Genomic DNA, 23,445 nt, shown 5'->3' on the forward strand with positions numbered 1-23,445 from the left:
GCATTCACGCCGATTCCACCTGTCCTGCTGTCGCTGCTATTTGTGCATGTTCAGAAAAACCCTCTATTTGTAGAGTCTTTCCAGTCCACTCTGAATTTCGGTTACGGTATCATCAAGCGTGGCTTTGTTGTTGAAGTACACACCCAGCTTATCGTTAATGAGCTTCATCATTTCGTTCCATTGCGGGTTGAATGGTTCTGCATAGATTGTCGATTCACTGAAAGCAGCCATGTTGATTTTTTTGCCGCCGTATTCAGCATTCAGGAATTCATCACTGGACAGACCGGCTTTGGTTGCAGGAGCATCCTGACCCGCTTTGACCATTGGCATCTGTGCTTCCGGTGTGGTCAGTGCTTCGATTACTTTGAATGCTTCTTCCTTGTGTTTGGATGCGTTGGTAATGGTTAACCCGTTAAAGAAGGCGTTCGTTTCGCCCCATACCGGAGAGATATCCCAATTAATGCCTTCCACCTTGGCAAGTGAACCGATGTTCCAGAACCCTGTCGTTTCCATGGCGATCTTGCCTTGAGCGAACAGCGGATCAGCTCCGATATTCCCCATGTCGGCAATCTCGGTTGGCGTTGGTCCCGCACCGTGTGTGAAGGTCAGATCATTCATGAATTGTAATGCTTTACGCACAGGCTCTGTATTGAATGTTGGTTTGCCACTCTCATCGAACAATGAGCCACCGTTCTGGTAGATGAGCTGCATCCATTGCGGCCACCAGCTGCCTGGGTAGTAACCCCATTGAGTCGTTTTGCCGTTCTCCTTCACCGTCAGCTTCTGAGCTGCCGCCATCAGATCATCCTGCGTCCAATCTTTGGTTGGGTATTCCACCCCAGCCTTGTCGAACAGATCTTTGTTATAAAAGAGGACCATCGCACCTGCCCGATCCGGCAAACCAAATTGTTTGCCATCATACTTCATCAGGTTTGCGATATCATCGGAATAACGCTCGGACATGTTCACATTGTTCGCCTGAATCATGTCATCCAGCGGTATAATCTGATTCTTGGAGGCGTAAGCCTGATAGTTCTCGGCAATCATCATGATGTCCGGCGCCGTTCCTCCGGCGATCATGGTCTGTACCTTCTGGTCATAATCCCCTGCAACCACGTTCAGCTTCACGTTAATATCGGGATACGTCTGTTTCACAATGTCGAGTCGTTCCTGATAAATCTTTTTCTCATCCTCCGAGCCCCAGATTGTCATGCTCAAATCAACCTTGCCACCGGACTCGCCGGAAGAACCGTTTTTACTCCCGCTGCTACAGGCTGTAAGTCCCATTACCATGACCAGCATCAATAACGAAATGACCTTTAGACTTCTTCTCATACGTTACGCCCCCTTGATATAATGAATGGATGACTACACTGAAACCCGTTTCATGAAATGGGTTTCATTAAGCTGAAACATAAAACCCGTTCCACTTTATGAAAGGGGTTTCATTCACGCACTCATTATATTTCACCCTTCGAGGAAATGTCAACGCTTTCTTTTCCAATTACAGGCCCTTTATCTTGCAGCAGGTCCTGTACTTTGACGCACAATCAGCTCCGGTTGCAGAATGATCTGCTTCTTCGGTTTGCCTTGGTTAATCAACTCATGCAGCACATCCACAGCCTGTTTGCCAAGCTGATACGTGTTCTGGGATACGGTTGTCAGTTCCGGTATAACGGCACTGGCGAGAGGTGTATCATCAAAACCTACAATGGATATATCCTTCGGAATTGAGAGCCCATGCTCAATCGTCGACTTGATCGCACCAATCGCTGTGTTGTCATTGACGCAGATGACTGCGGTGGGCGGGTTGTCACGATCCAGCAGTTTGGACATCTCCCGTTTGCCATCGTCGATGGAGAAGCTGCCGAGCAATTGCCGTTCTTTTGGTATTTCGAGCCCATGCTCCCGAAGTTTCTTCTGCACAGCTCTGACCTTGACCATGGTGGTGGACAACTCTTTCAGGCCGCCAACAAAGGCGATATCGCGATGCCCCAGTTCAAGCAAATGCTCAGCTGCAAGGGCTGCCCCCGCACCTTCATCCGTGTACACCCGGTGAAACCCGCCTTTGGCAATATTGCCATTGACCAGCACGATTGGCATACGTTTGCCCATATCAATCAATTCCTGAGCCATGTCATCCGGACAGACCTGCATGTTGATTCGCCCGCCGAGAAAAATAATCCCGTCTACCCGCTTCTCTCGCAGGATGGACAAATATTCAGATTCCCTGTTGTAGTCGCCTGCTGTATTGCACAGAAAGAACGTATACCCCAATCCGCGAGCCTCATTCTCCGCACCCCAGAACACTTCCGGGAAAAACGGGTTCGTGATGTCCGGCAGGATGATGGCGATGGTGCCCGTCTCTTTTTTGATCAGACTGCGCGCCTGCGCGTTGGGCTGAAACTGGTGTTTTTCAATGATGGACATAATCTTCTCTCGGGTGCTTGCACGCACAGGTGCCGTATCATTCAGTACCCGGGAGACCGTCGCTACAGATACATTTGCTTCTTTGGCGATGTCGTATATGGTGATCGGTGTCATAGCGGAACCTTCCTTTTTCTCTAATTTTCCCTATTTTCCCTGCTTATCATACCAGATAAGGTATGGCGATGAAATGGGTTTCATTGACGGGCGAATGATTTCACACTGAACCCATAGAAATTCCGGGTATAACATTCATACGTGAATTGTTCGTTGCATTACGCATTAGCGTCAATATTTTTACAGGACATGTTTGCTTTTCTTTATTTCACCTTCTAATCTGCGTTTATGGTCCATATATTAAATTGTAAGCGAATTCATTGGAGATTAGAGGAGTGTGAACAACGTCATGATCATTCAAGTCAGTCCGCTGGCAGAAGCAAGACTTACTGAAAAGCTGGGAGAACGACCAGGCTATTTCAAATTGTTTTATGATACCGATGGATGCGGTTGTGACGGAATTGCGGTACTTCTGATCTTGAACGAACCGGATAGCGATGATGTTACCGTAGAAGCGGGGTCGCTTCCCTTTGTAATCAACAAACAGCAGCAGATTTACTTTGAGCCCTCTCTGCGTCTGCAATCCGAGCACAGTTTCCCTTCATTCCGACTGAGCAGCGATTCCATGATCTATGGCAGTAATGTCAAAGTCCATGATTTACGAGATACCGCAGACGTAGCCCCTCAGCCCACTGGATGGTTTGTACGATAAACGTTTAATTAGCACTATAATCAAAACCTCCCAAGCCCAGATGCTCCGTGGGACGGGAGGTTTTTTAAGATTTTAATGAGTTCATTAGGCATTATTTTCGTAAACATTTCATGTGAGCTAACGTTTGTTGTCAGTTCAATTTTACTAAGATTACTTCACAACAATTTCAATTGGGTTCATGGTCATAGAGATATCCGCGGTCATATCCACAATGAGATTTTGTTTCCCTTTTTTGGTTACTATAAACTCATCTTCAACCTCAACCACTTGACCTGACTTAAACTCAGTTACATATCCCACATCCGCATAATTACGCTGCTCGTTACTACCGGAGAAGGAAAAACGAATGATAGGTTTTCCATGAGATACTTCAACTGGTTTAATACCTGTATATTTTAAAATTCCTTTTACTTTCAGTGCCTCACCAGTACCTAAAACAGTTGGTGTTGTTACTTCGAGAATAAAATCAGATGCTACTACATGTTCAGTAATATTATCCTCATTTTTTTCGGTTGATGAACATCCAGCTATTATCATGGATACCACTAATACCAACATTAAGATGCTATTACTCATTTTAATAATTTCGTATCACCTCTCTCCTACTCTAACGAATGATACGTTTCAATAACTCGGACTTATTTTCTCTCTCTTAAAAAGGTAATTTCTAGTTCTGTCCCTCGATATCTTATCAATGTTGTATCGAACGTACTATTACTTTTTTAGAATATATTGTTGTATAATTTAAAGTATGGAAAAATTATTAACTGATTTAACCAAAATTTAACCAAATGGGTTCAATCCTTTATGGACTTGTGGTATAGCTAAATAGGTTTAATCCTTTTGTTTGGCTGGTGCGGCAAAAAATTACCTGTGATGAGGTCGTCCTTGAAGCGCTGGGTGAGCGGGAATCTTTTTCATATGGCATGACACTTCTTATGCTGTCTCGTTTTTTTCCAAAGCTCTCATCCACGGATTATTAATCTTTCATTTTTCTTCAACAACAAGAATGAGACGAAACGGAGAGTTACAATGATTACGAAGTTTAAACAAGGTTCATACAAACTATTTGCCACGGCTATTTTGCTGATATTAGTTTTAAGCGCAGTTTTGGTTACCAACGCCATTGTCGATTCAAATGCTTCTCAAGCAACGGATTCAAAGGAAGAAAATACGGTTTCCTCCTTTCAGATCGACAGACTGATTCCATCTTCCAAATGGTTTCATAATCTGGACCGGGCGCTCGCTTTTTCAACGTTTGACTTTAAACTGCCTGATTATCTGCCCGAAGGGTATCGCCTAAAAAATGTGGATTTAAATGAGAATTTCAGTAAAGCCAATAAAGCAGACTGGATTGAATTCGTTACGATCACATTCGTATCGAACTTTGGCCAACAAGACGAGCAAAATTTTGAGATAAAAGCTTCTAAAGGAAACGGCACTTTGCTGGAACATCAATTATTGTGGGGGGCTTCGTATTCCCAAGAACCAGGCCGTGTTCCTTCTTACCGGCAAGAAGACCTGACAATAGCCAGTATGAAAGGTATTATGTACACCACTACAAGGCCCAAGTATAAGAAAAAACCTGAAACAGCCAAAAGTTTTGTATGGCAGGAAAACGGTGTAACATATTCGATCAATTATTATAGCGCTGATCTTACACAAGAAGAACTGGTGAAAGTCGTTCAGTCATTTGCTTTGCCAGAACAAGTTCAATATGTCGATTATAAGGGTGAGGGCAATTCATTCCCTTTATATGATGAGACGGATTTGCAGGAAGCAAAACATATTCTTGGCTTTCCAGTGAAATTCCCGTTTGCCCTGTCAGACTATGGTCTTAAAGTTTCCGATTCGGTTATGCAGCAGGCTGATGATCAGAACACCGGGTTCTACATTAGACCGGACGCAGACGCCTTGAAGAATAGTTATCGTGTTCCTTACAATTCCTCCATTTATGAAATAAATGACACGATTGATTATTATCAGAGCAAAGCGCCTATTGTAGATGTGAGCAAGTTGTCGTTTATGCACAAATTGGTGATTAACGGTATCGAAATATCGGCATATGCAGATAAAGATCATATCTATTGGGAGCCTATCCATTCGGATAACAATCAGTTGAAGTTCAAAACTCAAACGTATTACATGTGGAAGCAAGACGGTATTTATTATACGGCTTTTTTCCTTGGGGTGGACAAACACCAGGAAGAAAATCTTAAAGCTTTAGTAATCGCTCCTGTCCAATAACCAGGAAAATGAGGTCAACATTATGAGAATCAGATTAGCACTTAAGGAGGATCAATTCGTACCGTCGGTCATTACGTTGAATTATAAGTATTGGAGCGGAGGTTTTCAGCTAAGGCTAAGTTAACCTGCCCGTTAGCTGAACAAAAACAACCGATCACGTGAACTGCACCTCCATTGTTAGTCGTGTTTAACAAATGGGGTGCAGTTCACAAGCTGATCGACTGCTTTCTGAGGTTTATTGAGCTATCGTATACTTTTAGTGTAACAAATGGCGACTAATATAATTTGACACTTCAGTCATCGAAAACCGAAATGCTTTTCAACTTCTAATAACATCTGCTCTTTATTGGACTGAGATGTTCTCATAAACCATTTTAATTGATACTGCTCCGCTTGTTGCAGGTAATGATTCGATGCTCTAACCACCGTGTTTAATGTTTCGTCCCGTGCACGTTGTGAATCTGATAAACTAGGGAACACATCCTCCATGCCTCTCAGATGATCTCGATCCAGATACTCCGCTCGAATTAGGTCATCTTCTGCAAACATATAAACAACGCGGTTAGGGTTAACAATCTCCCTTAGATAAGCAGGTTCCATAAAAGTATCTACTACGATTGGCTTCTCTTTCCCCATCTGTAACAAATCCAAAATAATAAACTCAACACTTTCATCAAACACTGAATTTAACCAGTGACTTCTATCGTTCCCACGCCCTAAAAAGAACCATTCCCAATCAATGAAGTGTCGTAATATTGCTGGATGATCCTGTGGATTAGCCTTTTTTTGATAATCGAAAGTATGGTCATCTGAGGAATAATAATTCATATCCCATTTTGAAGAAAGTAACTTTGTCATCGTGCTTTTGCCGCCGCAAGGGCCTCCACATATCCAATAAACATGATCTAAATATTCTCTTAATAGTCGGTCTGAAATCTTCATTGTATAACCATCCCCTTGTCTAAGATTATTTCTTAAAAGGGATAATGTTTCTTTTCCTATTTGCACTAAATGTCCAGGTCGCTGGCATTTCTACACCGCCTTTCCGAGCTTATTTTCTGATAAATTTATTCCTCGGAATCGCTTTTCAAAATCACAACTAATGATCTGTATACTGCAAAGCGTGAATCGGTGTACCTTTAGTGACTTCACCTGTCAATGTATTGATTTCTAGTGGCTCTACTAAAACCTTCCATCCATTTTCGCTTTTAAAAATTTTATACGGGAGTGGTGGTGACTGTTCGTAGTCTTGTCCTGCATACTTTTGAACCACATAAAGTTGAACTTCATCCTTGTTGGTTTGTCTGCTTTCCACAATTTCATACCCTATAGTTGGATTAGTTTTAAGATCCTTTACATATCCTTCTTCACGACTTTTCTCATCCAAATAATTGGTATCTTCAGAATAGAACATCATTCCCTCTACATCCTTAGCAATGTAAGCCTGAAAGTACTCCGTTGCTGCTTCCATCGGAGTTTGGGCTACAACTCTTTCTGCAGTAGTAGTCGATGCTACTAAAATAGAACCAGCAACAACACCAGCAAGTAAAAGCGATACTATTCTTTTTCCTTTCATTGATTGAGAACTCCTTTTTAGTGATAGTGTTGGTAATAGTGATCAAATTTTCTTTAGATCTACTTAGTATAACGCATTGAATTATTGGAAAGTTTTTATATTTATGAGAAATTTGTTTACATCTATCTTTCAGCCTCTTTATCCAAACTCTTCTTTACGCCCACTCCACTTAATGTTAGATTTTATAACATATCATTATGAAAGCGAGTGGGTTGAAGATGGATCTGCAACAGTTATTGACTATCCCCATTCTCTCCAAAGCAAAGGTTATTGCCGGACATCGTGGCCTTGATCGCTTGGTGCAATCGATTAATATTATGGACGCACCAGATATTGTCCAATTCCTGAAGTCGGGAGATATGCTGCTGACCAACGGTTATATCCTGAAAGACCGCCCTGATGCTCATCTTGGATTCATTACAGACATGCATGAAATTGGTTGTGCAGCGCTTGCGGTCAAGACACAGCGTTTCTCTCTTGAATTATCTCCGCAACTGCTTGAAACGGCCGACAAGCTGGGCTTCCCAATCATCGAACTATCCGAGATAGACAATACACTTGGTGAAATATTTCAACATTCGATCAGTGCCATCCTTCAGAACAAAACCCATGAGCTACACTACGCCTTATCTATTCACAAGCAATTTTCCACGATGGTGATGCAGGGAAAAGGCATACCATCCATCGTAGATACGTTGTCTCAGTTGCTATCCTCACCTGTACTTCTACTTGGTTCGAAGAAACAGATTACGGCAAGCTCCCACTATGCACAACAGATGGATCACCAGTCTCTCGCCGCGCCCTTACTGACTTTTATAGATGAGCACCCTTCCTTCCACACCGCAATCTCGATCTGCCTGCTTACTGCTGATAAATATCGACACGCTGAGCTTCATCCCATCTTCACGGATCGGCACGAGGGTTATTTGATCGCACTATACGACAGTTCCACAAGCTCTAAGCTCTCCACTCTGGCACTGGAGCAAGCCGTTAATGTGATCGGTCTCGAGTTAACCAAGAAGCAAGCCGTCAAGGAGCGCTCCCGCCGTTACAAAAATGAATATTTCTCCGATCTCATTCAGGGTTTCATTCGTTCGGAACAAGAAGCGCTGCATCGCGGCAAGAAATATGGGCTGCAAGCCAAAGGAAGTTCCGTTCTGATCATCGCCAAAAAGGATGAATCCTTAGCGGGCATACCTAAGCAGAACTCTACTTCCTCCGGGGAAGAGCGGTTCATCTCGGAACGAGACGCTAATTACGAGTTGATTAAACAGGAATTCGCCAGATTGGATCTCTCCTTTGTCATGTTCACTAAGAACGACCAGTTCGGCATACTTGTCTTTTTGGCCGATTCGTCTTGGGACGAACACACCGTTGTTCAGCAGCTTGAGCGGATGGCGAACAATCTGTATTCGGAGTCGCAGCTCAGCCTATCCTTCGGAATAGGTAATCCCTATACCAATGTATTGGATATTGGACTCTCCTATAATGAAGCAGTTAAGGCGCTCCAATTAGGCTATCAGATGCGAAAGACCCGCTTCGCCCATTCCTATCAAACCATGGATATAAGCCGTCTGCTGCGCATGATTCCTCACGATGAGATGCTGCAGTTCCATCAAGAAACCTTTAAACCCTTCGAAGGCCGAGATCCAAACGAGCGCAACGAGCTTATGAAAACCTTGTCCTCCTTCTATGAGAATCATTGCCAGATCGTCGATACAGCGAAAGAGCTATTCGTACATCGCAATACAGTGATCTACAGATTGGAGAAATGCGAGAAACTGACCGGCAGGAACATCAAGGACCCGATGGAAAGCCTGCGCTTCCGACTTGCCTTCGCACTTGAGTCCCTTCTGAATGTTAATCCAGCCCCTAGCGAAGCTAATCATACGTCTTAAACCGAGAACGTGTCATGTATAATGACACGTTCTTTTTTTTTCTTTTCCAGCCCAAACTCATTTGTGCATTTTAACTGATTTAATTCTATTTTTATGTTCAGAGTAACTAATGACAATTATGCAAACAGTCTATATGATTAGGAATATATTCATTAATGTCATGTTAATTAACATCAAATCACATCAAGAAACGAAAAAACATCAGGCTGTAGGAAAGGGGCTACCTATCATGGCTATACAGATACAAGGCGTATCCAAATCATTTGTCAGTGCAACCGGAGAAGATATTCAGGTCCTGGCTGAGGTTTCGATGCAAATCAAGAAACAGGAATTCTTCAGTATCGTGGGACCGAGCGGTTGTGGCAAAAGTACGATTTTCAATATTATCGCAGGTCTGCTTAAGCCAACAAATGGCAAGGTTATCGTCTGTGGCGAAGAGATCGATCAGACCACCGGACATGTCGGTTATATGATGCAGAAGGACCTGTTACTTCCTTGGAGAAGCATCCTGGACAATGTCACGTTAGGCTTGGAAGTGAAGGGCATGTCCAAAAAGGATCGCGGCGATATTGCCATGGATTATCTGGATCGCTATGGCCTGGCCTCATTCGCAGAAGCCTATCCCTCCACACTATCAGGTGGTATGCGCCAACGTGTAGCCCTCATTCGTACCCTCGTTACCCAGCCCGATATTATATTACTGGATGAACCCTTCTCCGCACTTGATTATCAGACCAGACTCATTCTGGAAGATGAGATCTTGTCTATCCTGAAATCCGAGGGCAAGACAGGCGTCCTGATCACGCATGACATTGAGGAAGCCATCGCCATCTCCGACCGCATTGCCGTTATGAGCAAAAGACCAACAACCGTGAAGCAGGTGTATAACATTGGTCTCGCCTCGCAATATGGCTCAGCACTGAAAGCCCGCTCCGACCTGAAGTTCAAGCAGTATTTTGAATCAATCTGGTCAGAGCTTGATATCCAAATGGGGAGGATCAGCTAATGAAGATCACATCACCTGAAGTTACCCTTGCCGGAAAGCCTGCTGGAGTTACGAAGAGCAAGAGCAAACGCAGACAGTCCACCTTCTCCAAAGAATGGCTGATGACGATGCTGTGGCGGTTCATTATTGTAGCGGTCATCCTGGTGATCTGGGAATCCGCCGTTCGTCTGAAACTTGTTAACGGATTCCTCATGGGATCACCAAGCGCCATTCTTGATGCCGCCATCACGATGGCCAGCTCAGGGCAACTGCTTACAGACGCGTTTGCAACGGTGAATGCCACCGTTATCGGATTCGTAGCCGGAAGCTTAATCGGCTCATTGGCAGGACTACTCATGTGGTATTCCAAGTCCGTTGCCCGTGTGCTCGATCCATTCATTGTAGCGATGAACGGTATTCCGAAGATCGCACTTGCTCCCATGATTATCATCTGGTTTGGTTCAGGCATCTTCTCCAAGATTGCTCTGGCCTCCGTAGCAACATTTATCGTAGCGCTATTATCCGCCTACCAAGCGACTCATCAAATCGACGAATCCCAGATTAATCTGATGAAATCCTTCGGTGCAAAGAAATCACAAATTTTCCGCAAAATTATCGTTCCTTCCTCTCTGCCATGGATCATCTCAGCCTTCCGTATCAATATCGGTTTGGCATTGGTGTCTGTTGTAGGTGGAGAATTCATCTCTTCAGATAAAGGACTTGGACATATGGTATTCGTCGAAGGTAACCTGTTCAACCTTCCGGCCGTATGGGTCGGCGTGTTCATGCTTATGCTGGTCGCCATGCTCCTCTACACCTGTGTCGGTTATATTGAATCCCGTCTCCTTCCATGGAATGACAACAAGAACAGCAGCAAATCCACATCTGTATAGCTGACCTACAACCATTAAAGGGGACTGATGACTAATGCGTACATTCAAAAAGATAGCTTTTCTAGCAACGATGACGGTTATATTGACTACACTGCTCAGTGCATGCGGAAGCAATGCCACAACACCCGCGAGTGGTGCAGGTGCATCTAATAGCGGAGGGCAAGCAAATACGCAGGTAGACAAAATTATGGTGTCCGAGGTGTATCACAACCTGCTCTACCTTCCGCTGTATGTAGCGAATAACCAAGGATTCCTAGAGGAGAATCGCATTGAGCTATCTTCCATTCGTGCTGCCGGAAGTGGCCCAACAGCATTGTCTTCGGTGATCTCAGGCGAGTCTGCGTTCTCCTTCCACGGTCCTGAGCATGTCGCATTTGCTAATGCAAAGGGCGGAGATGCTCGCTCACTGGTCCTTCTATCCGGCAGTGCTCCAGTATGGGCAGTTGCGCGAGAAGGAGTAACCGTGAACTCGACAGCGGATTTCAAAGGCAAAACCATCGTGGTGGGCTTGGCACCTACAAGCTCGAACAGCTTACTGCGGAAACTATTCGCTGACAACAACATTGATATTGACAAGGATGTGACGATTACTGAGGTTCAGAATGGCTCCGAGCTTGGTGCTGTATTAGCCGGCAAAGCCGATATTGCTATCGTTTACGAACCTCAGCTGGATCAAGGCATTGCAGAAGGACTGCATATTGTCCATGATTTTACGAAGGATTACCCTGACTTTGCCTTTGCAACGATGAATACAACCGCAAGCTTCATTGAAAAGAATCCTGATCTCACCCAGCGCTTTGTCACCTCTATTGAGCAAGCCCTGGACTACATTCAATCGAATCCTGAAGGCGCAAAAGCAGTTGCCGTGAAGGAATTCCCGAATCTGGACAAAAACGTCGTGGAGCAAGCGGTACAACGCATGATCGACAGCAAGGTTTATCCTGCGGAGGGACTCATCAATGAATCAGCATTCGAGACCGCAATCGATATGCAGCGCTTCATCGGCAATCTGAAGGAAGACCTCGCTTACGAGGAGATTATCGATTCAAGCTTCACCACCAAATAGAGAGAGAAAGGGTGATTACTCTGAACCAGGACGACTATCTCACACACCGCCGTACAGAAAGCGCCAAATATGCGGACGGAGTTATTACAAGCGAGGAGCTTGCCCTATTTACAACAGACTTGGAGCTGATTCGAAACTTCAAGTTGCCAGAAGAAGTAGGGCCCAATCCCCCGCATAGGAGAGTGCCTCTGCGATGATTACCAAACCACTGAACGAGCTGACGATTGCTGAAGCCGCAACACTGATAAAAAATAAGTTGATATCTCCTGTCGAGCTTACAAAATCCTATTTGAATCGCATTGAGAAAGTAGAACCTGCTGTGCAAGCCTTCGTTACGGTCACCGCCGAACAGGCTTTGCAGGCCGCGAGAGAGTCTGAACAAAAACTGATGAATGGCGAATATCTCGGTCCTCTGCATGGCATTCCCTATGGAGCCAAAGACATTATCCATACCGCCGGCATACGCACCTCGGCCGGATCAAGTACCTTTCCTGATTTCGTACCCGGAACGAATGCAACTGTGATTAATAAGTTGCAAGCTGCAGGCGCTATCCTGCTCGGCAAGACAACAACGACGGAATACGCCTTCCAAGGAGGAGAACCACCAACCCGCAACCCGTGGAATCTAGAACATACCCCGGGCGGTTCCAGTTCAGGCTCCGCCGCTGCTGTAGCGGCCGGCATGGCCTCCTTCACACTCGGAACGCAGACCTTTGGATCTCTGCTTAGACCCGCAGCATACAACGGATTAACCTGTATGAAACCCACTTACGGCAGGGTTAGCCGTAACGGTGTCATCACAGCCAGTTGGAGCCTGGATCATATTGGCGCCTTCACTCGATCCGCACAAGATAACGCAATCGTTCTGGAAGCGATGGCCGGGCAAGATGAGCTGGACTCCTTCACGCTTCCTTATGGCAAGCCAGACTTAACAAGTGCTCTTGAGCATCCTATTTCAGGAATGGTGATCGGTCTGCCGAGCAGCTTCTTCCAGACTGATGAACCGGCGATCTTGTTAGCGGTGGAGTCGGCAATCGCTGCACTTGAAAAGCTGGGCATGCAATGGAAGAAAGTTAACTTGCCTTCTTATATGGAAGAGACCATTGCTGCTCATCGTACGGTAATGCGGGCAGAAGCTGCCGCCTTCCATCAGGAACGCTTCGCGGAAGCCTCTGATCGTTACGGCCACACGATGCGGGAGCAGCTCGAACTCGGTTACCAGACGAGTGCCGTCGATTATTTGCAGGCACAGCGCATCCGAACGATATTCCGGAGCGAGATGATGATGTTGTTCGATGAAGTGGATGTGTTATTGACTCCATCAACACCGTATGTGGCCCCATATGGCTACAAGACGGGCAGCCCGATTTTCAACGGACCGTTCACCAATACTGGTCTACCGTCCATCACCGTTCCCATCGGGTTTGATACCACCTCAGGGAAGCCATTGCCTATCGGCATGCAGCTTGCCGGTCCACTCATGAGAGAAGACCGCTTGTTGTCCATCGCTCATCATTATCAGCAGGCTACGAGCTGGCATCAGTTAACACCATATACACATTCATTAGGAAAGGAATGACAGCTACGATGTCTACCATCATACATGCAAGTGCAGCACCCAAGTTCCCGCTTCCTTTCTCCCATGCTGTCCGTGCAGGAGATTTAGTCTACGTCGCAGGTCAAGTAGGTGTCGATCCACAGACGCTTGAGCCCATCGGCGGCATTAAGGAGCAGACGGAGCAGTGCATTCGTAATATTGAGGTGATCCTGCAAGAAGCCGGACTTACACTCGATCATATTGTGAAGGTAACCACTCATCTGGCCAGAGTCGAGGATCAGCCCGAATACAACGAAGTATATGCGCAGATGATTAAGCAGCCCTATCCTGCCCGTATTACCGTATTCAGCGGGTTAGGCCCTTATTTAATTGAAATGGAAGTGCTGGCGTATGCGCCTTCCATTCGAGGAGAGTAACACATCACCAAAGAGCACCTGTAGCCATAGATGGGTACAAGTGCTCTTTTTGTTCTAGAAACCCGGTTCTCTTTGGAGAAACGGGTTTCTTTTCGTATTCCTATTTTGTTTTAAAGCGAGATGCTTCTTGGGCAAGTTGTTTGGTCAGTTCATCGATTCTCTGCACCATATCTGTCAAATGTTCCGTCATGCCGGACTGCTCCTGCATTGTTGCTGTGACTTCCTCAACAGAAGCCGACACCTCTTCACCGGAAGCGGACAAGTTCTGTGCAGCTCCAATGACGTCATCCTTATCACGTTCAATGGATTCGATCTCCGTGGCAATAGCCTGAACCTGGCTCATCATCTCATTCATATTCTCGGTGACAAAATTGAATGTCTCCTTCGTCTGGCTAACACTGCTCTTATGCTGTTCCGCAATCGCTTCAATAGCCTGAACACTCCGGTTATTCTGCTCCACATGTTCAATGGTCTGCATCACAATTCGGTTGATATCCTCCGATTGAGCTGTCGTCTGCTCTGCCAGCTTGCGGATCTCGGAAGCAACGACTGCGAAGCCACGTCCCTGATCACCAGCTCTCGCTGCCTCGATCGAAGCGTTCAATGCCAGTAACTTCGTCTGATTTGCGATTTCAGCAATCGTACCCGTGATCTGGTGAATGCCGGAGGAACTCTCGGCGAGTTGCACTGTAGTTTTGGAGATGTTACCAACTTCAATCTCGTTCCGCCCGTTCACAGCAATAAGCGCATCAATAACTGCATGATTATTTTTGAATGCATCCGTAATTTCATCTGCCTTGAACTTCACTGCCTGCGACATTCCATTCACGTTTGCAATCTTGTTACCAACATTCATGAATTTGTCCACAATGGCTTCTGTATCGTTCGCCTGGGACTCCATCGCTCGTGAAATCTCAAATGCTGTTGTCGTTGTTTCGGCAATCGTGGTCGAAGTTTGCTGAGTGGACTGTTCCAGCTCGGATGTACTAGTTTTCAGGATGCCGATGGAATGGTTCATGCTGGAGATCAGCTGTTTATTGCCTGCTGCCATGGTATTGAAGCTGTCCACCAATTGTTTGAATTCTCCGCTATATTTACCTTGAGCCTGCACCGTCAGGTCGCCGCCCGCAAGCTGTCTGAACAACACAGTTAGTCTTGTAATTGGTCTGGTTACCAGCAAAGAGATCAGAATACCCGCTACGACGGAAACCGCAATAGCACTAAACAGAACAATATACATCTGTTTGGCCATCGCACGCAAAGGTTTCTGCACATCGCTCAGTTTATCTTCAACAACGACAGTCCAGTCCGATCTTGGGATTTTGGAGTAATACGCCACTTTCTCATCTGTGCTAATATCCCCTTGCTGTAGTTCAGCGCCAGGAGCAAGATCAATCAATGATTGGTATTCGCCGGACTCCATCTTCTGGCCTGCCAACTTCTCATCCGCTGAATCGTAGATGACCATACCTACACGGTCCAGAATGATCACTTTTCCCTCATCATTAATATTGATATTCTGTAGCTGATTGACGAAGAAAGAGGTAGAAGCAGTAGACGCGAGCACGCCCTGTACTTCTTGATTCTCATTGTAGATCGGCATGGCAAAGACGATTCCCAGCGTCCCCAGAGATTCGGAAATCACACCTTCGCTGATGACACTCTGTCCTTGCAGCGCCTGTTGGAAATACGTACGACTGGCGCGTTCTCCCCCGACCACTTCAGGATTGTTTGCTGCAACAACGACGCCTTTTCGGTCCAGCAAAATAAGAACGCTGTTGCCCTCCATTCCTGTCAGGCTGTCTGCCAATATCCCATTGGCCTTGTCCAGCAATTCACTATTTTCAGAAAAAAATAACTCATCACTCTGTCCTGCCGTATGTCGAATCTCCAGCAAATCACGGAATGTGCGATGTGTCGTAATCAGAAACGTAGACTGCTCCTCCAGATTCAGTGAGGTAAACAGCCCCGCACCAATCCGGTCAGAGGTTGCTTTAATCTCATCTTTGCTTTTGTCGAGTGTGATAACAGCCGCTACAGTATAGGATACTACCGCAGTTACCGCCAGTACGATACACACCAGCAGACTGATCATAAGTGGCAGTTTGACTCTGAACGACATGTTGCGCATGCGTTCTCTTGCCTTGCTAAATACCATGATTACATTCACCATCCATTTTCATTTTCGTCATTATGAAGTCCAAATTCTATGTATCTACTTTATATCGGTCGATATCAAATAATCTGTAAGCTGTTTCCCCAGTTATTCTAGGTCAAAGGCCACTGCAAACGATTGGAAAATGAAGACTTTGGGTTAATACAAAATATGACATCAACATCGTATAATATATGAAATACATATCGTGCAGGAAAGGGACAACGCATTGAATCCGAAAATGCCTACTTTATTAAATGTCGAATAGGAGAAGTGATATGGCAAAAACAGCATTACCTACGCTATTAAATGTCGTGCGCATTTTATTGAGTGTGAAACTGATCTACGTGATTGTGTCCTTCATCGTGTTCCTCATTGGCTTCAACCAGAACATGGAGGCCTATCTGGGTTTCTTACGCAAAGGAGATGATCTGGCTTACGCCTCTGGCGTAATCTTAGCCAGAATGTTGTTTATCATCGGTCCCAGCCTGCTTGCTGTTATATTCATCACCAAAAGAAAGTTCAAGCTCACCGTGACGTTTCTGAGTCTGGCGCTATTCGTTGCCATTCCGAATGAGAGTAACCTGTTTACCCTGATTCATCTCTTCGCCCTGCTCATCGTGCTCTTGCATCGTCCAAGCAAGATGTATCTGCAACGAAAGGATACCCCTGTCAATGAAGCCGTAGTTGAACCGAAGGATTAATTCGAAAGGAGATCACATGACATTAAAGTCCAGAAAAAAAGGTAGAGCGCACAAGATATGATGCCATAATAAAAAAACAAGGACGTTCCTTAGTATTAAAGGAAGGTCCTTGTTTAATGTGACTCACTATACAAAGTGATTGTGGGATTTACAATTACAGTGCAGCTTGATAAATTTGTACTACATCTTCACGCTGCAAGTTTTTGAAGAATCCGAACGGACCGAATCGCATCGCTTTATCAGCCATCACATCAATCTGACTGTCGTCGATGTCATAGTCCGCCAGACGGCTAGGGGCACCAATTGAAGTCCAGAATGTACGCAGCGCTTCAATGCCTTCTTCAGCAACTTGTTTGTCCGACTTTCCAGTAGGATTAATATCAAATACATTAACGGCCATACGTTTGAATCGATCTACATCCACATCCAGATTATGCTTCATCCAGTGCGGGAAGAGGATTGCAAGGCCTCCCCCATGAGGAATGTCATACACGGCCGAAACGGCATGTTCTATATTGTGAGAAGCCCAATCTCCGGCAAGACCCATATTCAGGACATCGTTAAGCGCCATTGTTCCGCAGTAGAGAATGGTTTCACGCAGTTCATAGTTTTCTGGATCTTTAATCAGACGAGGGGCCGTATCAATGACGGTACGAAGAATCGTCTCACAGAACCCAAGCTGAACCGGCGTATTCGTATCCAGATGGAAATAATGTTCAAACACATGAGACATCATGTCCACCATGCCGTATACAGTCTGATCCAGTGGTACGGTGTATGTGTACTCCGGATCAAGAATGGAGAACGCCGGGAAAGAATACTCGCTAAACCATGCCCATTTTTCCTGTGTGTCCTGATTGGTTATTACTGAACCGTTGTTCATCTCGGACCCTGTCGCTGCCATCGTTAGAATTGTACCCAGTGGAAGTCCGCCTTCCGGGGTTGCTTCGCGCACAACAACATCCCACATGTCTCCATCGTATTTGGCTCCTACTGCGATGGCTTTCCCGCAGTCAAGTACACTGCCGCCGCCAACCGCAAGAACCAGATCAATGTTATGTGTTCTGCATAGTTCTACACCCTTATGAACCGTAGACAGACGAGGGTTCGGTTCCACACCAGCCAGTTCCGTAACCTCTGCTCCGATTTCATTCAACTGGCTGATTACCTGATCGTACAGCCCGCTACGTTTGATGCTTCCACCACCATATACAAGCAAAATACGTTTTCCGTATTTTGGAACTTCGGTTTGAAGTGCTTGAAGTTGCCCTTTGCCAAAAATCAGCCGGGTCGGATTATAAAACTGAAAAGATCTCATAACGTATGTTCCTCCAAAGAAGTCTGAAATTTTGTGCATCCACCATTATAGTTCTCTTTATTCGTAAAAACAAATACAGGCAAGAAGGAGATAACAGATAAGTATGGAGTCTATCACATTACAACAATTAATAAAACAAACCATTAATCAATATGTATCCTCGGATATTCACATTCGAAGTATCAAAAGTAACCCTGTCGGTGCGGGACTTCAAGCCGTTGAATTGCTTCGACATCATATTGAATTCCTTGTAAATGGAGTGAACAGGGATATTTCTCTCGTGACAAAGAAGGCCACGTTCATTGAACGCTCTGCCTTGTCCAGATTATTTTTACAGGGCGCCAATGTACCCTATCATCTATCGAATGAAGCTCACACTCAAGATCGCAGTCTGATCTGCATTCAGGATGTGGACTACCAAACCGATTATAGTCATCTGGATATAGACCTGCTTCAGAATAAAGAATTACGAGCACTGGCTTACATACATGGAACGAATATGGGGTCAAAAAAAGAACTGCCATGGGTACCTATTGTGGATCGATCTCATATCATCGAAATGATGGAAAGACGCTGGAGACCTTTGTGGAACACCGCCATAAAAAGCCCATCATTCATTGAGGAATTCGGATCACCGCTCATTTCGGAAATTGAAGCTGTAGCAAGTCATATTGTAGATGATCTTGAAATTCTCATTAAGGATGAACACACACATACGATGATTCATAATGATCTGAATCCTGGCAATGTATTGGTACACAACAACGAGGATGTTTATTTTATCGATTGGGAGGAAGCAAGGTATGGCTCCCTATTCTTTGATATCCCTCTGCGCTGTACACATTTGAGACAAGTTGAGATCTATCGGGAGGCCCTAGGTTCTCACGGATACGATATTCCACAAGATCAATTCGAAAAGTACTTTTCCCAGGCATCCCGATATCTCGGGATCCGTTATATGAGTTGGAACCTTGGGGTTTGGGAACAATACCCACATGCAAAAGACGACTTAAAAAAGTATATGAAAATGGTTACTCAACCTTTGTTCTCCTGAACAAAAAAAGCTCCTGCCAGCAAAGTGGCAGGAGCTTACATCACGGGGATTCAACATAAACATCACATGCTTCCGTGACATACATGGTCTACATCCCCTCAGATATTAAGAATTCGGTACTTAGGTTCTAACCCAGATCGGCAATCCGCTGTCCAATACGTGGAAACAGCCCAAAGGCATTCTCGTAGAATACCTTATCATGATGCTGTTCCGGTACAAGTCGGCGGACAAATTCGGCATACAGATCGATGGGCGCAAGCGGCCAGTCGGTGCCAAACAGCATTTTCTCGTAATGATCCGAATAGACCAAAGCCCGGCGGAAATGATCCATGAACAAAGGTTCGTTCATGAACCGTTCAAAATGAGGCCGATCCCCCACCACAAGACCAGACAAATCCGCATACACGTTCGGATTCTTCGCCACTACTTCTGCTGCATCCATCACCCAGGGATCACCCAGATGACAGATCATAAAGTTCACACCGCGCTGCTGCAAGGCTAATTCATCCACCGTCAGTGGATGCGAATACTTGAGCAATCCATTCATGGAGTACGTGTCGCCCGTATGAATCACGACAGGCAAGTTATACTTGGCTGCGAGTTCATAGACCGGAGTATAGATTTTGTCATACACATAGTGATGATAGTATCCGGCATAAAGTTTGATTCCGGCTACCTCCGGGGATTGCAGTCTAGCTTCAATCCGGTCAAGCTCGTCCTGAGCGTTTTTACCGTCCAGCGCATTGGGATTGATCCCCACACATTCCATGAGGAATGACGGAACCTTCTCTTCCAGGTCCAGTCCCATCGGGTTAGGGGAACTGGAATCCGGGAACGATCCCTTTGTCTGCTCCGTAACCCCCATTCCGATGCCCAGAATGACGTCGTTTTTATCAAACTCCGCTTTAAGACCAGCGGCAGAGTAATCCACTTTGGACAGATCAATCGCTGTTTGGTGAAAGCTGTCTATGTCCGACAGGTGAATATGAATATCAATGATCGGCATGTGGAGCCTCCTTTTCATCGGTAGAAGTTGCAAAATTCAGTTTGAGAAGGTCACGTACATCCGGTGAACTCAGTGGAATCTGTCCCAGGACAAGATAACTCGGCTCCGTCCAGACTGTTTCCCCGTGCTTGATTGTCAGATGATGATTCACGTGCAGACCCGTCACCTGATTATTGGCAAAAGCCCATGCACTCTGATTCGGGTAACGATGGACCGCATGCAGCATGTTTTCACGCGAAACCGATCCGACTCGCAAAAGGTCTTCAAGTGGCAGGCCCACATCCACCTTGCCTAGCGGGAACCGATCTTTACCCGGTTGCTCAATCCAACCTTCCGCAAAGACAGAGGATGGCTGGAGGAAACGTTCCTCCGCAAGCGAGTAATTCGTCAGCGTCAGGCCGCTTTCGTTTGTCACTTCAAGCAGGGTGCAGAGCACAGGAACACCCGGCAGCATCAGATAATGTTGGTGGATCGTGATCCCACGATTCGCTTCATGCTTCTCAATTCGGGTGGTCAGCTTTATGCCTTTCCAGACGTTGCCGTATTGATCCTTCTGCTCTGTCCAGGAAGCGGCTCTCTGTTCCAACTGACGGCTGAAGCCATTCATGCCTGGAACCCCAACACCCAGCCCGCCGTACCACGGATTCCACCACGAGCGTGGAGCCGGTTCAGGGTACGAGCTGTCAAGCCATTCTTCTCCTGCAACTTTCAGAGAGTGTACTACACTTCCGAAGTCAGGGGCAACGGAGATCGACAATACTCCATTGTCTACGGTGTACACTGGTCCAGATGAACCTTCTTCAATTATCTGCTTAATCTCTGTTTTGCTCTGCGGGAACCAAAGGGCCGTTCGCTCTTGAATCCGATCTTCGCCCCGATATAGCCCACGAACTTTCCAACCACTCACGTGCTGGTCTCGGTCCGCTTCGTCTGGTGAAAATGTCAGCTCGGCGGAGTTTAGATTGTGCTCCGGATTGAATTCCTTCACATTGGCCATAACCTCCGGTTTGCCACCCTGCTGTACATACAGCTCCAGCTTGCCCGCAAGCGAAACCAGTTTATGTTCAGTCAACGTTGCTTGCAGCACGTCTGGGGCAAATGGATTCCCCTCACTCAGTGTCAGATCCAGATGATTGTCCAGCAACTCAATGACCGGGTTACGCTGCTTCCGGGCAAACGCACGGAAATCCTGCCACTTGGCAAACGTGTTCAAAGCATATACAGTTGCCTTGGTCCGCACAACGGCCCCAGCTTCCAAACGTCCAAGCTCATGCTGCAACCCCAGCGTGTATTCCGGACGAAGCAGCTTCAGAGAAGGGTCCCAATAGATGCCGCACGCGCCGTACTCTTCCTTGCAAAACAGCCAGTTTTCCGTAATCTGTGAACTGTCCCAATGACTCGGATCGCCAGCGTAAGAATCCCCCATATCCACAAAACGATCTTGGTACGGGAGGATTAACCGGTTTCCGTAGAAACCGAAGTTATTCATTAGGTACAGGTCCTCTTCCCAGGCGGTGTCTCGTGTATTTTCAACCTCGTGGTGGAATTCGACGACTCCATTCGCAGACAGCTTGACCACCGACTTGATCTGCAAGCCAAGGAAATCCTCCGAATCATACAGTGCTTCAAGAACCTGACGTTCACCTTCGGGATAGATATTCACTTCTTTTGCTTGTTTCTTGGATAACTCTTCGGCAAACGGCTTACCCAGCTTCGGATAAGTCCACCAGAACGAATGACGGGAACCCGGATATTCAATCCACATGTTATTATCTTGTTTGCTCATATGAAGAGAGAATGCGCCATTAACAGCCACCCATTGATCCTCAATCTGCCCGCCATATTTCCCTTCGATTCCCTTCATTAGTACAGAAAGTTTGCTTGTAAAAGAGATCGCATGGTTCCCCGCTGGGACTGCCGTCACTTCTACTTCTTGGGAATAGAGACCATACGAACGCAAGGTGAAAGGTACTGGCACAGATACTTTGCCTTTGGCAGGCACCGTAAAGCGCACCGCACGCTCCGCCCATTCAAGGAATTCATCCTCAGGCAGGTCCAAGCTGAATTCCGTTTCTGCATCCACATTATTTTCCACGTTCAAAACCAACTCCGCCGGGATACCTGGATAGAGCTCCTTCACAGGCAAGATAGTCTTGATCTTGGCCGGGAATTTCGGGGCAATACCCAATCGAAACTCCGCTTTCTTCCCTCCGATCAACCATGTGGTGGCAACAACGGGATGGGTCTTATTGTTATTCTGTTCCTCTGTAATCGGATCAAGGTGAAACTCACCTTCCACGGTGATGGTTTCTCCCGGAGCCACTGCTCGTGCAACGTCCAGCGCAAATCGAATATTTTTGTTATCTTCACCCTTGATCTCAATCGCCAGTTCGGAAGTTGAATTGTTCTTAATGCGATAGCAAACCTTATAGCTGGAACCGAATACCAGATCATGATCATCGACTTCTGTTGAGATTTCGTAATCCGGTGTTTCGAGAGCAGTCAGTCCGCGACCCGACTTTTCAAATTCAGCCCGCAGGGAGACATCTCCCTTTTTCCACGTGTAGTCAAAGAAATCAAAACCACGCTCTCGTCGGCCATCCGGCTCGATCACGAGTTCACGCGTGCTGTCTGCATACCAATCTAAATCCTCGAAATAAGGAGCGAGTGCTTCGGTCTGCAAGATGGTAGGGATGAAATTCATCAGATGCACATTATCATCTTTTTTCTCCCAGAAGAATCCACATTTCTTGTACATCGGTACAGCCTTCGTATTCCCTGCCCACGTGAACAGATCCAGGCGAGGCCATCCGGCCTCCACGGTCTTGCGCACAGCATTCAGGATCAGGTTGCGTCCAACCTTGTAACCGTGATAGTCAGGACGTACATTAAGCAGCGGTACATATAGGGCTCTCTCGTCATAGCGGTAATGAGCAAAACTGCAGAAGCCAACAACCTCTTTCTCATGAACAGCTAGAAATGCATAAAGATTGGACGAACTCTCCATCTCCCGGCGAACTGTTTCCTCTGTTCTAAGGTTGGTGCCACCTCCCCAGCTTTCGTTACTACGGTTCCACATATCCGCAAGTGCGGCAGCGTAAGAGGGGTCGTATTCAATAATATGGATTTGATCAATAATCGAAGTTACTGTCATATTTGGATCTCCTTATCTTTATCTATAGGATGGTCTTTGTGAACTTTCGATATGGCCTTTGCCCGATAGCCGCAGAGATAATACATGCCATGTTTGAAGAAGCTAGCGATAGTCTTATCATACTATAAATGGAAGCATTTTCAGAGAATTAAAAATCTTTCTTTCCAACTTATATGTGCCTTTCGGAAGCTCTTGTTAGAAGCGTCAAGGATGGACCAA

General features: G+C 45.9%; 19 protein-coding genes. 10 read left to right on the forward strand and 9 right to left on the reverse strand.

From position 1 onward, the window contains the following. Positions 1–63: 63 nt before the first annotated feature. Together BS614_RS25990 and BS614_RS25995 are read right to left on the reverse strand one after the other, a co-directional pair. Positions 64–1,335, reverse strand: a complete 1,272-nt coding sequence (locus BS614_RS25990; protein ID WP_036668615.1) for an ABC transporter substrate-binding protein — start codon at positions 1,333–1,335, stop codon at positions 64–66. A gap of 180 nt (positions 1,336–1,515) precedes the next feature. Then, positions 1,516–2,544 (reverse strand): LacI family DNA-binding transcriptional regulator, encoded by a 1,029-nt coding sequence (locus BS614_RS25995; RefSeq protein WP_036617286.1) that lies wholly within the window; start codon positions 2,542–2,544, stop codon positions 1,516–1,518. A 277-nt stretch (positions 2,545–2,821) separates the two neighbouring features. On the opposite strand from BS614_RS25995, the gene BS614_RS26000 reads away from it, so the two are divergent. After that, the gene (locus tag BS614_RS26000) at positions 2,822–3,196 is read left to right on the forward strand and encodes an iron-sulfur cluster biosynthesis family protein (RefSeq protein ID WP_244898202.1); all 375 of its coding nucleotides are present in this window, start codon (positions 2,822–2,824) and stop codon (positions 3,194–3,196) included. A gap of 150 nt (positions 3,197–3,346) precedes the next feature. On the opposite strand, the gene BS614_RS26005 is transcribed toward BS614_RS26000, so the two are convergent. Beyond that, positions 3,347–3,754, reverse strand: a complete 408-nt coding sequence (locus tag BS614_RS26005; RefSeq protein ID WP_167544420.1) for a hypothetical protein — start codon at positions 3,752–3,754, stop codon at positions 3,347–3,349. A 474-nt stretch (positions 3,755–4,228) separates the two neighbouring features. Between BS614_RS26005 and BS614_RS26010 the strand changes: the two genes are divergently transcribed. After that, complete coding sequence (locus tag BS614_RS26010) at positions 4,229–5,443, forward strand: peptidase M56 (protein WP_074096068.1); 1,215 nt, start codon at positions 4,229–4,231, stop codon at positions 5,441–5,443. A gap of 297 nt (positions 5,444–5,740) precedes the next feature. Here BS614_RS26010 and BS614_RS26015 read toward each other — a convergent pair whose 3' ends face one another. Continuing rightward, complete coding sequence (locus BS614_RS26015) at positions 5,741–6,385, reverse strand: hypothetical protein (RefSeq protein ID WP_074096069.1); 645 nt, start codon at positions 6,383–6,385, stop codon at positions 5,741–5,743. A gap of 157 nt (positions 6,386–6,542) precedes the next feature. Then, positions 6,543–7,019 carry a hypothetical protein gene (locus tag BS614_RS26020; RefSeq protein WP_074096070.1) on the reverse strand — a complete coding sequence of 159 codons (477 nt, stop codon included), beginning with the start codon at positions 7,017–7,019 and terminating at the stop codon, positions 6,543–6,545. A 218-nt stretch (positions 7,020–7,237) separates the two neighbouring features. Between BS614_RS26020 and BS614_RS26025 the strand changes: the two genes are divergently transcribed. The 6 genes from BS614_RS26025 (at position 7,238) to BS614_RS26050 (ending at position 13,835) form a co-directional block, all read left to right on the forward strand. Beyond that, positions 7,238–8,917 (forward strand): PucR family transcriptional regulator, encoded by a 1,680-nt coding sequence (locus BS614_RS26025; RefSeq protein ID WP_074096071.1) that lies wholly within the window; start codon positions 7,238–7,240, stop codon positions 8,915–8,917. A 229-nt stretch (positions 8,918–9,146) separates the two neighbouring features. Continuing rightward, entirely contained in the window at positions 9,147–9,923 is a 777-nt protein-coding gene (locus BS614_RS26030; RefSeq protein ID WP_074096995.1) for an ABC transporter ATP-binding protein, read from the forward strand. After that, positions 9,923–10,795 (forward strand): ABC transporter permease, encoded by an 873-nt coding sequence (locus BS614_RS26035; RefSeq protein ID WP_074096072.1) that lies wholly within the window; start codon positions 9,923–9,925, stop codon positions 10,793–10,795. Before BS614_RS26030 ends, BS614_RS26035 begins: the two co-directional genes overlap by 1 nt. A 34-nt stretch (positions 10,796–10,829) precedes the next feature. Further along, entirely contained in the window at positions 10,830–11,861 is a 1,032-nt protein-coding gene (locus BS614_RS26040; RefSeq protein ID WP_074096073.1) for an ABC transporter substrate-binding protein, read from the forward strand. A gap of 193 nt (positions 11,862–12,054) precedes the next feature. Then, complete coding sequence (locus BS614_RS26045) at positions 12,055–13,440, forward strand: amidase (RefSeq protein WP_074096074.1); 1,386 nt, start codon at positions 12,055–12,057, stop codon at positions 13,438–13,440. A gap of 8 nt (positions 13,441–13,448) precedes the next feature. After that, the gene (locus tag BS614_RS26050) at positions 13,449–13,835 is read left to right on the forward strand and encodes a RidA family protein (RefSeq protein WP_074096996.1); all 387 of its coding nucleotides are present in this window, start codon (positions 13,449–13,451) and stop codon (positions 13,833–13,835) included. A gap of 100 nt (positions 13,836–13,935) precedes the next feature. Here the strand turns inward: BS614_RS26050 and BS614_RS26055 are convergent, their stop codons facing one another. Further along, positions 13,936–15,993 carry a methyl-accepting chemotaxis protein gene (locus BS614_RS26055; protein ID WP_167544421.1) on the reverse strand — a complete coding sequence of 686 codons (2,058 nt, stop codon included), beginning with the start codon at positions 15,991–15,993 and terminating at the stop codon, positions 13,936–13,938. A gap of 275 nt (positions 15,994–16,268) precedes the next feature. On the opposite strand from BS614_RS26055, the gene BS614_RS26060 reads away from it, so the two are divergent. Then, positions 16,269–16,694 carry a hypothetical protein gene (locus tag BS614_RS26060; protein WP_074096075.1) on the forward strand — a complete coding sequence of 142 codons (426 nt, stop codon included), beginning with the start codon at positions 16,269–16,271 and terminating at the stop codon, positions 16,692–16,694. 154 nt (positions 16,695–16,848) lie between these two features. Here BS614_RS26060 and BS614_RS26065 read toward each other — a convergent pair whose 3' ends face one another. After that, a complete protein-coding gene (locus BS614_RS26065) occupies positions 16,849–18,012 on the reverse strand; it encodes an iron-containing alcohol dehydrogenase (protein WP_074096076.1) in 1,164 nt (387 codons plus the stop codon). A gap of 103 nt (positions 18,013–18,115) precedes the next feature. Here BS614_RS26065 and BS614_RS26070 point away from each other — a divergent pair, with 103 nt between their 5' ends. Next, positions 18,116–19,066: a phosphotransferase family protein gene (locus BS614_RS26070; protein ID WP_074096077.1), complete on the forward strand. Its 951-nt coding sequence runs from the start codon at positions 18,116–18,118 to the stop codon at positions 19,064–19,066. A 127-nt stretch (positions 19,067–19,193) separates the two neighbouring features. Here the strand turns inward: BS614_RS26070 and BS614_RS26075 are convergent, their stop codons facing one another. Both BS614_RS26075 and BS614_RS26080 read right to left on the reverse strand, forming a co-directional pair. Next, entirely contained in the window at positions 19,194–20,072 is an 879-nt protein-coding gene (locus BS614_RS26075; protein ID WP_074096078.1) for an amidohydrolase family protein, read from the reverse strand. Beyond that, positions 20,059–23,226 carry a GNAT family N-acetyltransferase gene (locus tag BS614_RS26080; protein ID WP_074096079.1) on the reverse strand — a complete coding sequence of 1,056 codons (3,168 nt, stop codon included), beginning with the start codon at positions 23,224–23,226 and terminating at the stop codon, positions 20,059–20,061. Before BS614_RS26080 ends, BS614_RS26075 begins: the two co-directional genes overlap by 14 nt. Between the last annotated feature and the right edge of the window lie 219 nt (positions 23,227–23,445).

Origin of the sequence: Paenibacillus xylanexedens (genome assembly GCF_001908275.1) — a bacterium.
GTDB classification, from domain to species: domain Bacteria; phylum Bacillota; class Bacilli; order Paenibacillales; family Paenibacillaceae; genus Paenibacillus; species Paenibacillus xylanexedens_A.